The 14,531-nt window shown below is 72.0% G+C and carries 11 protein-coding genes; 6 read left to right on the top strand and 5 right to left on the bottom strand.

What is annotated here, in order from left to right; genetic code table 11:
* Window positions 1-29 precede the first annotated feature (29 nt).
* Entirely contained in the window at window positions 30-2,879 is a 2,850-nt protein-coding gene (locus tag ACFYSC_RS27425; RefSeq protein WP_389967425.1) for a glycoside hydrolase N-terminal domain-containing protein, read from the top strand.
* A 41-nt stretch (window positions 2,880-2,920) separates the two neighbouring features.
* On the opposite strand, the gene ACFYSC_RS27420 is transcribed toward ACFYSC_RS27425, so the two are convergent.
* Complete coding sequence (locus ACFYSC_RS27420) at window positions 2,921-3,658, bottom strand: FCD domain-containing protein (RefSeq protein WP_362940131.1); 738 nt, start codon at window positions 3,656-3,658, stop codon at window positions 2,921-2,923.
* Between the two features lie 328 nt (window positions 3,659-3,986).
* Here ACFYSC_RS27420 and ACFYSC_RS27415 point away from each other — a divergent pair, with 328 nt between their 5' ends.
* Genes ACFYSC_RS27415 through ACFYSC_RS27400 form a run of 4 tightly spaced genes read left to right on the top strand, consistent with a single transcriptional unit; the run spans window position 3,987 to window position 8,420 of the window.
* Complete coding sequence (locus tag ACFYSC_RS27415; protein ID WP_389967422.1) at window positions 3,987-5,354, top strand: ABC transporter substrate-binding protein; 1,368 nt, start codon at window positions 3,987-3,989, stop codon at window positions 5,352-5,354.
* Between the two features lies 1 nt (window position 5,355).
* Window positions 5,356-6,285 carry a sugar ABC transporter permease gene (locus ACFYSC_RS27410; RefSeq protein ID WP_362940125.1) on the top strand — a complete coding sequence of 310 codons (930 nt, stop codon included), beginning with the start codon at window positions 5,356-5,358 and terminating at the stop codon, window positions 6,283-6,285.
* 4 nt (window positions 6,286-6,289) lie between these two features.
* Entirely contained in the window at window positions 6,290-7,201 is a 912-nt protein-coding gene (locus tag ACFYSC_RS27405; protein ID WP_389967419.1) for a carbohydrate ABC transporter permease, read from the top strand.
* A 28-nt stretch (window positions 7,202-7,229) separates the two neighbouring features.
* Window positions 7,230-8,420, top strand: coding sequence for a mandelate racemase/muconate lactonizing enzyme family protein (locus tag ACFYSC_RS27400; protein WP_389967416.1), 1,191 nt, complete (start codon window positions 7,230-7,232; stop codon window positions 8,418-8,420).
* A gap of 8 nt (window positions 8,421-8,428) precedes the next feature.
* Here the strand turns inward: ACFYSC_RS27400 and ACFYSC_RS27395 are convergent, their stop codons facing one another.
* A complete protein-coding gene (locus ACFYSC_RS27395; RefSeq protein WP_389967413.1) occupies window positions 8,429-9,220 on the bottom strand; it encodes a FadR/GntR family transcriptional regulator in 792 nt (263 codons plus the stop codon).
* 60 nt (window positions 9,221-9,280) lie between these two features.
* On the bottom strand, window positions 9,281-9,412 hold the full coding sequence (locus ACFYSC_RS27390) for a hypothetical protein (protein WP_389967410.1): 132 nt from the start codon (window positions 9,410-9,412) through the stop codon (window positions 9,281-9,283).
* Between the two features lie 118 nt (window positions 9,413-9,530).
* Here ACFYSC_RS27390 and ACFYSC_RS27385 point away from each other — a divergent pair, with 118 nt between their 5' ends.
* Window positions 9,531-10,580 carry a LacI family DNA-binding transcriptional regulator gene (locus tag ACFYSC_RS27385; protein WP_389967407.1) on the top strand — a complete coding sequence of 350 codons (1,050 nt, stop codon included), beginning with the start codon at window positions 9,531-9,533 and terminating at the stop codon, window positions 10,578-10,580.
* Here ACFYSC_RS27385 and ACFYSC_RS27380 read toward each other — a convergent pair.
* Both ACFYSC_RS27380 and ACFYSC_RS27375 read right to left on the bottom strand, forming a co-directional pair.
* Window positions 10,543-13,014, bottom strand: coding sequence for a beta-glucosidase (locus ACFYSC_RS27380; protein ID WP_389967404.1), 2,472 nt, complete (start codon window positions 13,012-13,014; stop codon window positions 10,543-10,545). The genes ACFYSC_RS27385 and ACFYSC_RS27380 overlap by 38 nt on opposite strands.
* Before the next feature lie 56 nt (window positions 13,015-13,070).
* The gene (locus ACFYSC_RS27375; RefSeq protein WP_389967401.1) at window positions 13,071-14,453 is read right to left on the bottom strand and encodes an endo-1,4-beta-xylanase; all 1,383 of its coding nucleotides are present in this window, start codon (window positions 14,451-14,453) and stop codon (window positions 13,071-13,073) included.
* Window positions 14,454-14,531: the final 78 nt, after the last annotated feature.

Here is a 14,531-nt window from a genome sequence, read left to right as displayed (position 1 = left end):
GCACCCCTTTCCAAGCTGGGAGAAGTGAGATGTCCGAGTTATCGCGAAGGAAGCTGCTGTGGTACGGCGCGGCCGGAGCCGGAGCCGCGATGCTGCCGTTCCAGTGGACGGCGACCGCGCGGGCCGCGTCGGCGGCTCCCCCGGAGGTCCGCGCCGCGAACGACCTGGCGCTGTGGTACGACGGAAGCGCCGGCACCGACTGGCTGCGCGCCCTCCCGATCGGCAACGGCCGCCTGGGCGCCATGGTGTTCGGCAACGTCGACACCGAGCGGCTGCAGCTCAACGAGGACACCGTCTGGGCCGGCGGGCCGTACGACCAGAGCAACACCAGGGGCGCGGCGGCGCTGGGGCAGATCCGGCAGCTGGTCTTCCAGAACCAGTGGAGCCAGGCCCAGAGCCTGATCGACCAGAACATGCTCGGCAGCCCCGCGGGCCAGCTCGCCTACCAGACCGTCGGCAACCTGCGGCTCGCCTTCGGCGGCACGAGCGGCGTCTCGGAGTACAACCGCCTCCTGGACCTGACCACGGCCATCACGGCGGTGTCGTACCTGCAGAACGGCGTGCGGTACCGGCGCGAGGTGCTCGCGAGCGCGCCGGACCAGGTGATCGCCATCCGCCTGACCGCCGACAGGCCCGGCTCCATCACGTTCAGCGCGACGTTCGACAGCCCCCAGCGGACGACGCGTTCCAGCCCGGACGGCCGGACGGCGGCGCTCGACGGCGTCTCGGGCGACTTCGAGGGCAAGACCGGCTCGGTCAGGTTCCTGGCGCTGGCCAGGGCCGTCGCCGACGGCGGCACCGTCACCAGCTCCGGCGGGACGCTCCGGGTGTCCGGCGCCGACAGCGTGACGGTGCTGGTCTCCATCGGGTCCAGCTACGTGGACTACCGGAACGTCGGCGGCGACTACCAGGGCATCGCGCGGCGGCACCTCGACGCCGCCACCGGCAGGACCTACGACGACCTGCGAGGCCGGCACGTCACCGACCACCAGCGGCTGTTCGGCCGCACGACCCTCGACCTCGGCCGCACCGCCGCGGCCGACCAGCCGACCGACGTGCGGATCGCGCGGCACGCGAACACCGACGACCCGCAGCTGTCGGCGCTGCTGTTCCAGTACGGCCGGTACCTGCTGATCTCGTCCTCGCGTCCGGGCACCCAGCCCGCCAACCTGCAGGGCATCTGGAACGACTCCCTGACCCCGTCGTGGGATTCGAAGTACACCATCAACGCCAACCTGCCGATGAACTACTGGCCCGCCGACACCACGAACCTGGCGGAGTGCTACGAGCCGGTGTTCAAGATGATCGACGACCTCACGGTGACCGGCGCCCGCACGGCGCGGGTGCAGTACAACGCCGGCGGCTGGGTGACCCACCACAACACCGACGCCTGGCGGGCCACCTCCGTCGTCGACGGCGCGCTGTGGGGCATGTGGCAGACCGGCGGCGCGTGGCTGGCCACCATGATCTGGGACCACTATCTGTTCACCGGCGACGCCGGGTTCCTCCAGAAGTACTACCCGGCGATGAAGGGCGCCGCGCAGTTCTTCCTCGACACGCTCGTGGAGGAACCGAGCCTCAAGTACCTGGTCACGAACCCGTCGAACTCCCCGGAGCTGCCCCACCACTCGGGTGCCAGCGTGTGCGCCGGCCCGACGATGGACAACCAGATCCTGCGCGACCTGTTCAACGGCTGCGCCCAGGCGAGCCAGGTCCTCGGCGTCGACGCCGACTTCCGGACCCGGGTGCTGGCCGCCCGGGACCGGCTGCCTCCTATGAAGGTCGGCTCGCGCGGCAACATCCAGGAGTGGCTGTACGACTGGGTCGAGACCGAGCAGAACCACCGGCACATCTCCCACCTGTACGGCCTGCACCCCAGCAACCAGATCACCAGGCGCGGCACCCCCTCGCTGTACAACGCCGCGCGGCGCACCCTCGAACTGCGCGGCGACGACGGGACCGGCTGGTCGCTCGCCTGGAAGATCAACTACTGGGCGCGGATGGAGGAGGGCAACCGGGCGCACACCCTGATCCGCCTCCTGGTGACGACGGCCCGGCTCGCGCCGAACATGTTCGACCTGCACCCGCCGTTCCAGATCGACGGCAACTTCGGCGCCACCTCCGGCGTCGCGGAGATGCTGCTGCAGAGCCACAACGGCGAGCTGCACGTGCTGCCGGCGCTGCCCACGGCCTGGCCGGGCGGGAAGGTGCAGGGGCTCCGGGGCCGCGGCGGCTACACCGTGGGCGCGACGTGGAGCTCCGGCGGAGCCACCGAGATCCTCGTCGCGTTCGACCGGGACGGCACGGTCAACGTGCGCAACCGGATGTTCACCGGGACCTACGAGGTGGTCGACGCCGCGACCGGCGGCGCCGTCACCGTCACCAAGCCCGAGGCGGACGTCATCAGGCTGACCGGCCAGGCCGGCCGCACCTACCGCGTGACCGGGTCCGCCGGCCCGGCGCCGTCGGCCTACGTGCGGATCGCCAACGTCACCACCGGTCTGGTGCTGGACGGCGGCGGCAGCGTGGCGTCGGGGGCGAACCTCAAGCAGTGGAACTGGGACGGCAGCACGAATCTGCAGTGGCAGCTGGTGGATCTGGGCGGCGGCTGGTTCCGGATCGTCAACCGTACCAACGGCCTGGTGGCCGACAGCTGGGGCAGCACGGCCAACGGCGCGGTGTGCCGGCAGGGCACCTGGAACGGCGGCGACAACCAGCAGTGGAAGCTCACCAATGTGGGCAACGGCCGCTACCAGATCGTCAACCGCGGCACCGGCACCGCCCTGGACGGCATGGGCAACACCACCGCCGGATCCACCGTCGGCATGTGGACCCCGAACAACAGCACCAACAACCAGTGGACCGTCACCGACGTGTGACGGCCGGCGGCCCGCCGGGACCCGGCGGGCCGTCCGCGGGGTCACTCGGAGGAGAAGAGACGTTGCTGGATCTCCCTGCGGTAGTCGTCGAGGGTGTTGTCGACGTGCGCGGCGGCGGCGCAGGCGGCCGCCTCGGGATCACCGGCGCGGATGGCCCGGCAGATGGCCTCGTGCTCCTCGACCGCCTTGGCCGCGTGCCCGCCCATCGAGCCGCGCATCCCGATGATGGTGGACTGCCCCTGCAACCGGCGGGCCTCACGCACCGCGATTTGCAGGAACACGTTGTGCGAGGCCGCGGCGACAGCGGTGTGGAAGGCGTCGTCGCCGTCGTTGAACAGCTCCGCCCGCCCGGTCTCCAGCCCCTGGCGGCACATCCCGGCCGCCTCCTCGATCGCCCGCAGCTCCACCGGCGTGGCGCGGTGGGCGGCCAGCCGGCTCGTCTCCATCTCCTGCGCCCGGCGGAACTCGAACAGCATGTAGACGTGGTCGAGGTCGGCCGGCAGGAAGAACGACGCCCACCGCCCCGTGCCCAGCATCCCCTCACCGTCGGCCACGTACAGGCCGCGGCCCTTCTGCGCCCGCACCCGGCCCAGCGCCGACAGGATCTTCACCGCCTCGCGCACCACGGTACGGCTGGTCCCCAGCTGCGCGGCCAGCTCGTTCTCGGTCGGCATCCGGTCCCCCGGACGCAGGTCCAGCCGGACGATCAGCTCCAGCACCTGCTCCGCGGCCACCTCGTAACCCGGCCGGTATCCGCTCTCACGCGGGGCGTCGGTCACCGTGTTCCCTCTCTCGCGATCCCAGTAAGAAGTATGGCCCCGCAGGCCGCGCCGCTCCCAGGCGGTTCGAGACGTATGACGAGGACAGGCCCGGCCCGGGCGCGGCGGCGGCCGGGGCGGGGGGTCCCGGTGACCGTCGGCGCCGTCGCGGTGACCGGCTGTCGACGTGACGTCATACGAGTCACGCCCGGGGAGCGGCTCCACCTCGTCTGCGGACCCGGAATCCGCCCCGGCCGCACCGAAGACCCTTGCGCACGTAATACGTATGCCATATTTTCTTCCCCAATCCCCCCCGTCGCCAGGTAGCGACAGAACAAAGGACTCCAGCATGTCCCGTTTCACACGCGCCGGACGAGCGGGCCCATGGGTGCGCGCGATCAGCGGCGCGGGAGCATCGGCCATCGCCCTCATCCTGGCCGGTTGCGCCGCCGACGGCGGAACCTCGGCGGGTTCCTACGGCTTCCCGCAGGCCGAGCAGGACGACAAGGCCCCGATCACCGTCTGGGTGGACTCCGACCGGGTGGGCGCGGCCGACGCCTTCAAGAAGGCCAACCCCGGCGTGAAGATCGACGTCGTCACGTACGACGGTTCGGCGAACGGCTCCAACTCGTTCCGGACGAAGATCCAGCTCTTCGACCGGGCCGGCAAGGGCTGGCCCGACGTGGTGTTCTCGACGCAGAACAACGACGCGGCGTGGGCGAGCCGGAAGAGCAACGGCAAACAGGCGTTCGCGGCCGTGCTGAACGGCGGGCTGATCCCGGACAAGACGCTCGGCTCCTTCACCCAGGGCTCGCTGACCCCGTGCACCGTCGAGGGCAAGGTCCACTGCCTGCGCAACGACCTCGCCCAGGCGGTGCTCTGGTACGACAAGAGCCTGCTCGACGAGTTCGGCTACTCCGTACCCACCACCTGGGAGGAGTACCAGGCGCTCGGTGAGAAGGCCGCCAAGGAGCACCCCGGCTACATCGTGGGCACCACCGGGGACCCCTGGACCCCGGAGGTCTACTTCTGGGGCAGCAAGTGCCAGGCCAACGGCATCACCGGCCCCGCCTCGGTGACGGTCGCCACCGGCACCACGGAGTGCAGGCGGGCAGCGTCGATGCTCGACGTCCTGATCAGGAACGGCACCACGCCCAACGTGAGCGTCTTCACCCCCGAGTTCGTGAAGAAGTACTCCGGCAAGGTGCTCGTGATGCCGGGCCCGGCGTGGTACGCGGGCGCCATCTTCAACAACCCGCAGTCGCTCGACGTCCCGGCCGGCCGGCTCGGCGTCGGCGCGCCGCCGGCGTGGCAGGGCGACGGCGCCGTGACCGGCAACGTCGGCGGCGGCACCTGGTTCGTCAGCAGCCATTCCAGGAACCTCAAGGCTGCCGCGAAGTTCGTCGAGTTCGTCACGACGGCCGACGACTACCAGGTGAACGTCGCACCCGGATACCCGGCCTACGCCCCCGCCGCGGACAAGTGGGTCAAGAAGCAGGAATCGAGCGGCTACTACGCCACCGACCTGCAGGCGCTGATCAAGGCGGGATCGCAGATCTGGAGCGGATGGGGCTCCGGGATCTTCAGCCAGGAGGCGATCTGGGCCAAGACGGTCACCCCCGCCATCGCCGAGGGCAGGAGCCTGGTCGATCTGCTCCCCGAGTGGGAGACCGCGATCAAGAACCAGGCCCAGGTCAACGGCTACACGGTCAAGTGACGTGACAGCCGTGAACGAGGCCGCCCGCGCGGTGACCGCACCCCGCGAGCGGCGGGGTGACCGCGGGCGCGCCGACCGGAGCGCGATGAGCTACGGCTTCGTCGCCGTCTACGCGGTGCTGGTGGCCGCGTTCGGCGTCCTTCCCGCCCTCTACGCCGTCTACCTCGCGTTCACCGACGGCGACGGCGGCTTCGCGGGGCTCGCCAACTTCACCAGGGTCGTGGGCGACTTCCGCTTCCTGCCCGCCGTCGCGCACGTCTCGCTCTACCTGGTGATCTGGCTGGTGGCCCTGGTGGTGCTGGTCTCGTTCCTGGCCCTCGTCGTGCACACGATCCGGGTGCGCCTGCTGAGCCGGGCGCTCCGCCTCGTCTTCTACCTGCCCGGGGCCCTCGCGGGCGCGTCGAGCGTGCTGCTCTGGCTGTTCGTGCTCGACCCGGCCGCGAGCCCGGTCAGCGGCCTGCTCCACCTGCTGGGCTTCTCCAGCTTCGTGCAGGTCATCGTGCCGGCGAACCTGCCCCCGGTGTTCGCGATCATCGCGTTCTGGACCGGCGCGGGCGGCTGGGTCGTCATCATGTACGGCGCGCTCAACAACATCAGCGCCGACGTCATCGAGGCCGCGCGCATCGACGGCGCCACCACCGCGCAGATCGCCTGGCGCGTCCAGCTGCCGCTGCTGCGCAAGTGGATCTCGTACATGGGGATCATGTCGCTCGCCGCCGGCACGCAGCTGTTCGTCGAGCCGCAGTTGCTCTCGCAGGCCAGCAACGCGGTCGTGCCCAACGACTACTCCCTCAACCAGCTCGCCTACCAGTACGCGTTCCAGCAGGACGACTTCAACGGAGCGGCGGCGATCTCCCTGCTGCTGCTCCTCATCGCCCTCGCGCTGTCGGCCGTCTTCGTGACGCGCGGCGGCCTGTTCGAGAGGGACTGAGACCATGACGAGAACGGACATGGGCCGGGCCGCGGAACGCCGCGACGGCCTCAGCGGCTGGAGCGGCCGGACGATCATCGCGGTCGTGGTCGCGGTCTTCGTGCTGTTCTTCGCCGTACCGATCGTCTGGCTGCTGCTGGCGACGACGAAGTCGGCACGCGGGCTCATCGTCGGGAACCCGTTCCGGCCCGGCGGCCTCGGCGACCTGGCCGCCAACTGGGACCAGCTGTTCGGCTTCCAGGACGGCGCGGTGACCGCGTGGGTGGGCAACTCGGCGCTGTACGCCCTGGGCGCGCTCGTCATCACGCTCGTCGCGAGCATCCCGGCGGGCTACGCGATGGCCCTGACGGAGTTCCGGTTCCGGCGGCTGCTCCTGGTGCTGACGCTGATCGTCATGCTGATCCCGAACACCGCGCTGGTGCTGCCGATCTTCCTGGAGCTGAACGCGGCGGGTCTGATCGGCAGCCCGCTGTCGGTGATCCTGCCGATGTCGTTCTTCCCCTTCGGGGTCTACCTCACCTACATCTACTTCTCCACCAGCGTGCCGCGCGACCTGCTGGCGGCGGCGCGCCTGGACGGATGCAGCGAGGCCCAGGTGTTCGGGAGGGTCGCGCTGCCGCTGGCCGCGCCGATCGTCGCCCTGGTCGCGTTCTTCAGCTTCGTGCAGAACTGGAACAACTTCTTCCTGCCCTTCGTGATGCTGCCCTCCAGCGAGGGGTATCCGATCCAGGTCGGCCTGACCTCCCTGCTCGCCTCGACCCCGGCGTTCAACCCGAGCTCCGCGGGGGCCCAGTCCGTTCAGTTGCCCACGCTCGCGCTCGCGACCGTCGTGTCGGTGCTGCCGGTGCTGGTCGTCTTCCTTTTCTCCCAGCGCTTCCTGGTCGCGGGCATGACGGCCGGAGGCACCAAGGAGTGAGTCGAATCCCTGCCACGAAGGAGTACCAGTGAAGGTCACCGGCTACCGCAGCCTGACGACGGCGCACGACTGGGGCCGGCCGATCGGCGACGCCAACGGCGTCATGCCGGGGCCGCACACCGACGTGCACGTGCTGATCCTGGAGACCGACGGCGGCCTCGAAGGCGTCGGGCTCGGGGCGCACGGCGACATCGACCGCGTCTTCGGCGCCGTCGAGGGCGAGGACCCGCGGGCCGTCCCGGCGCTCTACGACCGGATGATCGACCGCGTCTTCAAAACCGGTCACTCGGGTGCGACCTTCGGCGCGATCGGCGCGATCGACATGGCGCTCTGGGACCTCAAGGCGAAGGCGGCCGGCGAGCCGCTCTGGCGCACCCTCGGCGGCCGTGACCGGTTCGTCCCCGGCTACGCCTCCGGGCTGGACATCGCACTCGACGACGACGCCCTCGTCGGCCTGTACGAGCGCTTCGCGGACCGGGGTTTCAGCGCCGGAAAGCTCAAGGGCGGCCGGGACCTCGGGCACGACCTGCGGCGGCTGGGGGCGTTGCGGGACGTTCTCGGGCGCAACTCGGCCCACCCGGCCCTCATGTTCGACGCCAACGAGTCGTGGAACCGCTCACAGGCCGTACGGTTCGTCTCGGCGCTGGAGCGCGTGGTGGACCTCGCCTGGATCGAGGAGCCGGTGCGCAGGTGGGACGCGGCCGGGCTCGCCGCGGTCCGGCGGGGCATCCGCGCCGGGGTGGCGACCGGGGAGAACCTCACCGGTCTGGAGCAGTACCGGCCGCTGCTGGACGCCGACGCCGTGGACGTCGTCCAGGTGGGCAACGTGTGGGGCATCACGCACTTCCTGCGGGTGGCCGCGGTGGCCCACGGCCGCGACCTGCCCGTGAGCCCGGTGGCGTACCACGCCAACCCGGTGGCGCACGCCGCCGTGGCCGTCCCGAACCATCTGGCGTTCGAGGTCCAGGACCTCTCGGCTCCCATCGGGCTGGAGGTCGACCAGGAGTTCCAGGACGGCGGGATCGTCCTCGGCGACGAGCCGGGGCTCGGCATCCGGGTGGACGAGGAGCACATCCGCGCCGTGCGGGCCGCCGACCCGCCGGCCGCGACCGCCGGGCCCCATGTCCGCCCCGGCCGGGCGGGCCTGCGTCTCGTCCCGGACGACCACTGGAACGGCCACCGGGACGACCGCGCCGGCGTGCCCGCGCGCGCCCGGTGAGCGCCGTCTCAGGGGGCGGTCCCGCCCCTCGCCCCGCGTACTGCGGGACGGCGTCTGGCCCATGAGCCCGCTATGTGGACGCGCATCGCGGCCGCGGCTCCCAGGGCGTCGCCCTGGAGGATCATCGACTCGATCTGCCGGTGCTCGGCGAGCGACTGGGCGAGTTCGTCCCCGTCGGGGTCGCCGTTGTACCGGCTCGACAGCCGCGCCTTGGCGTGGATGCCGTGGATGATCGCGTGGCCGAGACGGTTGCCGGAGACGATCATGATCATCTCGTGGAAGGCGACGTCCTCCGCGGCGTAGCGGGGCGGGTCGTGCAGGCTCGCCGCGAGGACGTCCGCCTGCCTGCTCAGCGCCTCGGCCTGGGCCGGTGTGATCACGCGCGCGCACTGCGCCGCCATGTCGCACTCGAGGGCCGCCCGGACGTTGACGAGGTCGTCGAGGATGGACAGGTCGCTGTCGTGCCGGATCTGCGCCTCCAGGACGAGGGGGTCCAGCAGGTTCCAGCCGATGGGCTCCAGAACCCGGGTCCCCCGGCCCGGGACGGCTTTGACCAGTCCCTTCGCCTCCAGGAGCTTGGCCGACTCGCGGACCACCGTCCGGGAGACGCCGAACTCCCGGCACAGCTCGGGCTCGGTCGGGAGCACGGCGCCCACGGGGTAGGCCCCCGACACGATGCGGTCGACGAGGGAGGCGACGACGGTGTCGCCCAGCCGCCGGGGGCGCCGGGGCCCGGGGGCCTCCAGTGGGTCGCCGGAGGCGTTGGCGGCGCGGTCGGATGTGGAGAACGCGGCGGTCACCGGGCCTCCTGGAGGGTCGTCACGTCTCAAGTGTACGGGCTCACGTATACGTAATTCGTATTATGTACATCCTCGACCGGTGATCACCTGTGAACCCCGGTCGAGCGCCTCGCGCAGCCTGCCGGACGGTGCCGCGCCGTCGTCGCCGTGGACGTGGCAGGGCCGGCCGTTGACCAGGTTGCGGGCGGCCATCGCGCCGCGCCGACGGCCTCCCCGCCGTCGGCGCGGATGCCAGAATGTCCCTGGAGAAGGCCGGGCGGGCCCGGCGGACGGCGACGCGCGGGCTCGCCGTCGACGAGGAAGGGCGAATGTGACGGACAACCGATCGGACGAACCCGCGGCCGACGAGCAGAGCTCACAAGGCGGCGGGCCGGGATCGGTCACCATCGCCTACATCGCCGAGTCCGCCGGGGTCTCGGTCCCCACCGTGTCGAAGGTGCTCAACGGCCGCTCGGGGGTGTCGGCCCAGACCCGTGCCCGGGTCGAAGGACTGATCAACCGGTACGGCTACCGCAAGCCCGCCTCGAGCAGCCGGAACAACATCGTGGAACTGGTGTTCCGCGAGCTGGAGAGCATGTGGGCCGTGGAGATCATCCGCGGGGTCGAGCGGGTGGCCCGCAAGAACCGCGTCGGGGTCATGGTCTCGGAGTTCGGCCTCCACGACTCGTCGCCCATGTCCATCGACGACACGGTCGGACGCCGTCCCCGGTGCGTCCTGTCGGTGGCGCAGCTCTCACCGGAGGAGCGCGACCAGCTGACGGCGAAGGGCATCCCGTTCGTCGTCTTCGACCCGAGCGAAGAGCTTCCGGACGACGTGCCGTTCGTGGGCGCCACCAACTGGAGGGGCGGCCGGTCCGCGACCCGGCACCTGATCGAGCTGGGGCACAGCCGAATCGCCATGATCAGCGGTCCGGACCACCCGTTCTGCCGTGCCCGGGTGGCGGGCTACCTCTCCACGCTGGTCGAGGCCGGTCTGCCCGCCGACTCCGCCCTCGTGGTCCGCACCCTGCTCACCCGCGAGGACGGCCGTACCGCGGCGCTCGGCCTGCTCTCCCGGCCCGACCGGCCCACCGCCGTCTTCACGGCGAACGACCTGCAGGCGCTCGGTGTCTACCAGGCCGCCCGCGAGCTGGGACTGTCCATCCCCGGGGATCTGAGCGTGGTGGGCTTCGACGACCTGCCGGTCGTGGCCTGGGTCGACCCGCCCCTGACCACGGTTCACCAGCCGCTGAGCGAGATGGCGGCCGCCGCGACCGAACTGGCGCTGTCCCTCGGGCGGGGTGAGGAGATAACGCAGGTCGGCCTGGAGATCGCGACCACCCTCACGGTCCGGGGAAGCACGGCTCCGCCGAAGCGCTGAGCCCTTCGACGCGGGCGGGCGTGGTCAGGCGGCGGTCCGCGCCGAGGACGACGGTCTCGCCGGTCAGCAGGACCTCGGCCCGCAGGGGGCGGTCGGCGGCCGAAGGACCGGCGGTCAGCTCGATCACGCCCGGCTCGACGACGCGGCGCAGGTCGGGGCCGGTGTAGGAGAAGGCGTCCGCCGGCACGTCGAAGACCACCTCGGCCGTCCGGCCCGGTTCGAGCGCCACGCGCGCGAAACCGACGAGCTGCGCGACCGGCCGGGCCACCCGCGCGACCGGGTCGGAGGCGTACAGCTGCACCACCTCCTCTGCGGGCCGGTCGCCGTCGTTGGCGACCGTCACCCGGGCCTGGACGACCCCGTCCGTCGGGCAGGCGGGCGCTGCGACGGTGAGCGCGCCGTACCGGACGGCGGTGTACGACAGGCCGTGCCCGAAGGGGAACGCCGGTGTCGGGTCGAGCACGGACACGCCGTCCGTCCGCAGGCCCAGCGGCGCCTGGAGGTAGGTCGAGGGGTTGACGGAGGGCGAGGCCGGCACCTGCACGGGCAGGCGGCCCGAGGGGTTCACCCGGCCGCTGAGCACGCCGGCGACGGCCGGGCCGCCCTCCACTCCGGGGAAGAACGCCTGGACGGCGGCGGCGACCCTGTCCCTGTAGGCGCCCAGCGCGTACGGCCGTCCGGACACGACGACCAGGACGACCGGTGTCCCGGTGGCCAGGACGGCCTCGGCGAGCTCCGGCTGGACGCCGGGCAGGCGCAGGTCGGCGGCGTCGCACCCCTCGCCGGAGGTGCCGTCGCCGAACAGCCCGGCCCGGTCACCGACGAACAGGAGCACGAGGTCGGACGCGGCGGCCAGGGCGGCGGCCCCGGCGATCCCCGAGGTGTCGTCGCCGGACACCTCCGCGCCGCGCGCGTACCCCAGCTCCGCATCCGGGAACTCCGACGCGAGGCTCTCCCGGATGGTCGCGACGGGCAGGCCCATCCCGTGGCCGGGGAAGCGGCCGAGCACGTGGTTGGGGAAGGCGTAGCAGCCGAGCAGGGTCCGCGGGTCGTCGGCGCACGGGCCGACGACGGCGATCCGCGCGGTCGTCCCGGCGTCGAGGGGCAGGACCCCGGCGGGATTGCTCAGCAGCACGACGGACCGCTCGGCGAGGGCGCGGGCCAGGTCACGGTTGCGGGGGCCGTCCAGGTCGGCGGCGCCGGCGTCCTCCGGGACGAGGGGCGCGTCGTCCAGCAGGCCCAGCTCGACCTTCTGCCGCAGCACCCGGCGCACCGCCTCGTCGACCAGCGACTCCTCCACCCGGCCGGCCCGCACCCGCTCCACCAGGCGGGCGCCGTAGCAGACCGTGTCGGGAAGCTCCACGTCGATGCCCGCGCGCAGCGCGATCGCGCCGGCGTCCGCCTCATCCTCGGCGACGCGGTGCATCGTGGCGAGGAACGGAACCGCCCAGTAGTCGGCCACCACCGTGCCGTCGAACCCCCACCGGTCGCGCAGCACCCGCCGGAGCAGGTCCGGGTCGGCGGCGACCGGCACGCCGTCGACGTCGGCGTAGGAGTTCATCACCGACCGGGCGCCGCCCTCGCGGATCGCCGTCTCGAACGGCGGAAGGATCACGTCGGCCATCTCCCGGGGGCCGATGCCGGCCGGGGCGTGGTTGCGGCCCGCCCGGGAGGCGGAGTACCCGGCGAAGTGCTTGAGCGTCGCGATGATCCCGGCGCCCTCCAGGCCGCGCACGTAGGCCGCGCCGATCTGCCCGACGAGGTAGGGGTCCTCGCCGAGCGTCTCCTCCACCCGGCCCCACCGGTGGTCGCGTACGACGTCGAGGACCGGCGACAGGCCCTGGTGGACGCCGGCCGAGCGCAGGTCCTCCCCGATGGCCCGGGCCATCCGCTCGACCAGGGCGGGGTCGAAGGCGGCGGCCCAGGCCAGCGGCGTGGGGTAGGCGGTCGCGCCGTACGTCGCGAACCCCGTCAGGCACTCCTCGTGCGCGATCGCGGGGATGCCGAGCCGGTTGGCGGCGACCACCCGCTCCTGGAGCCTCCGCAGCCGGGCCGCGCCCTCGGCCGGGCTGACGGGGCTCGTGCCGTAGACCCGGGTGAGGTGCCCGATGCCGCCGCGGATCCGCTCGTCCAGATCGACGTCGTCCTGGGCGAACCGGTCCTGCAGCGGGGCGACGTTCCCGGCGGTGTTCCCGGCGGTGTTCCCGGCGGTGTTCCCGGCGGCCGCCTCCTGGCCGGTCGCCGGGACGCCCGGCCAGGCGGTCCCCTCGTCCGCCGCCCCGGGGCCGGCGGACGGAGGGTTCAGCCAGACGGATCCGAGCTGGGCGACCTTCTCCTCCAGCGTCATCTCGGCCAGCAGGGCCTCCACACGCTCACCGGCTGGCAGTCCGGCGTCCCGCCAGGGCGCGGTGCTCGGGGCGTCCACGGATGTCATCTCGCTCTTCTCCTCGGGTCCCGTTCCTCAGGTCCTGTCACTCGGGTCCTGTCCCCTCAGGGTCTGTCGCAGGCGATGTCGGACGGGACGCGGTTGGCGCCCGCGGAGGAGCCCAGGAACCCGAACGAGGTGGACGCGCCCGCGCCGAGTGCGCCGTTGTAGCCCGCGTTGCGGACCCTGACCGACGACCCGGTGGTCGTCGCCTCGCCGTTCCACAGGTTGGCGATCCTCTGGCCGTCGGGGAAGGTCCAGGTGACGGCCCAGCCGCCGAGCGGGCCGGAGGAGGTGTTGCGCACCGTGACCTCGGCGGTGAACCCGCCCTGCCACTGGCTCGTCACCCTGTAGGACGCCGAGCACGTGCCCGTGCCGGGCGTCGGGGAGGGCCCGCCCGTGCCGCCCAGCGCGGCGGCGATCGCGTGGTAGGCCGGCTTCTTGGCGTAGTTCTCGTCGTACGGCAGGGCCGCGCCCTGGCCGGGGAAGACGGACGGCACCCAGGACTGCCTGTCGCTGAAGTCCCAGACGGTGATGCCCACGCACCGGGAGACCGCCAGGCACGCCTTGACGACCGCGCTGTAGTCGCCGGCCTGCTGGGTGTCCTTGGCGTCGGTGCGGGGCAGGTCCATGCGGATGTCGAGCTCGGTGACGGCCACGTCCACCCCGAGGTCGGCGAAGCGCTGGATGTTGCGCTGCATCGTGGCGGGAACCTGCCCGAGGATCAGGTGGGCCTGCATGCCGACGCCGTCGATGGGGACGCCCTGCTGTTTGAACGACTTCACCATCTCGTAGACGGCGTCGCTCTTCGGGCCGACGCCTTCGATGTTGTAGTCGTTGTAGTAGAGCTTGACGTTCGGGTCGGCGGCCCGCGCCGCCTTGAACGCCTCGGCGATGTAGCCGTTTCCGATCTTCTGCTGGAACACGGTCTGCCGCCGGGAGCCGTCCTCCTCGAACGCCTCGTTGACCACGTCCCAGTGGACGACCCGGTTCCTGAAGTGGGTGACCTCGTCGGTGATGTGGTCGCGCATCACGCCCGGAAGCCGGTCGGCGGGCACGGCGGCGACCCAGTCGGGCAGCTGGTTGTGCCAGACGAGGGTGTGACCGCGGACGGTCTGGCCGTTGGCCTCGGCGAGGGCGACGATGGCGTCGGCCTGCTCGTAGTCGAACCGGCCCTGAGACGGCTCGGTGTACTGCCACTTCATCGTGTTGCCGACGGTGAGCTGGCCGAACTCGCTGCTCAGGATCTGCTTGTAGGCCGTGTCGGACAGGTGGGGGTTGTCGGTGGCCGAGCCGAAGTACCGGCCCTTGGCGGCCGCCAGCTGTCCGAGCGTGGAGTCCGCGTGAGCCGGCGCGGTCAGGGCGCCGGCGCACAGGACCGCCGCGGCCGCCGCGAACCCGGCGGTGAGCCCGGCCGTACGGCGTCCGGAGTGGGGGGTGCGTTCCATGCGTGCTCCTAGGGGTCGGCGCCGGGACCGCGGCGAATGAGGTCACCTGAGGGGCACGGCCCCTCCGGGCGCGCTCGG

Source organism: Streptosporangium sp. NPDC004379 (assembly GCF_042873875.1).
Taxonomy (GTDB): Bacteria; Actinomycetota; Actinomycetes; order Streptosporangiales; family Streptosporangiaceae; genus Streptosporangium.
This window is presented reverse-complemented; position numbering and strand designations above follow the sequence as displayed.

Bases quoted from the DNA above. Each gene is read 5' to 3' on its own strand.
- ACFYSC_RS27425 (WP_389967425.1), top strand. From the start codon at position 30: ATGTCCGAGTTATCGCGAAGGAAGCTGCTGTGGTACGGCGCGGCCGGA.
- ACFYSC_RS27415 (WP_389967422.1), top strand. From the start codon at position 3,987: ATGTCCCGTTTCACACGCGCCGGACGAGCGGGCCCATGGGTGCGCGCG.
- ACFYSC_RS27405 (WP_389967419.1), top strand. From the start codon at position 6,290: ATGACGAGAACGGACATGGGCCGGGCCGCGGAACGCCGCGACGGCCTC.
- ACFYSC_RS27390 (WP_389967410.1), bottom strand. From the start codon at position 9,412: ATGGCCGCCCGCAACCTGGTCAACGGCCGGCCCTGCCACGTCCACGGC.
- ACFYSC_RS27380 (WP_389967404.1), bottom strand. From the start codon at position 13,014: ATGACATCCGTGGACGCCCCGAGCACCGCGCCCTGGCGGGACGCCGGA.
- ACFYSC_RS27375 (WP_389967401.1), bottom strand. From the start codon at position 14,453: ATGGAACGCACCCCCCACTCCGGACGCCGTACGGCCGGGCTCACCGCC.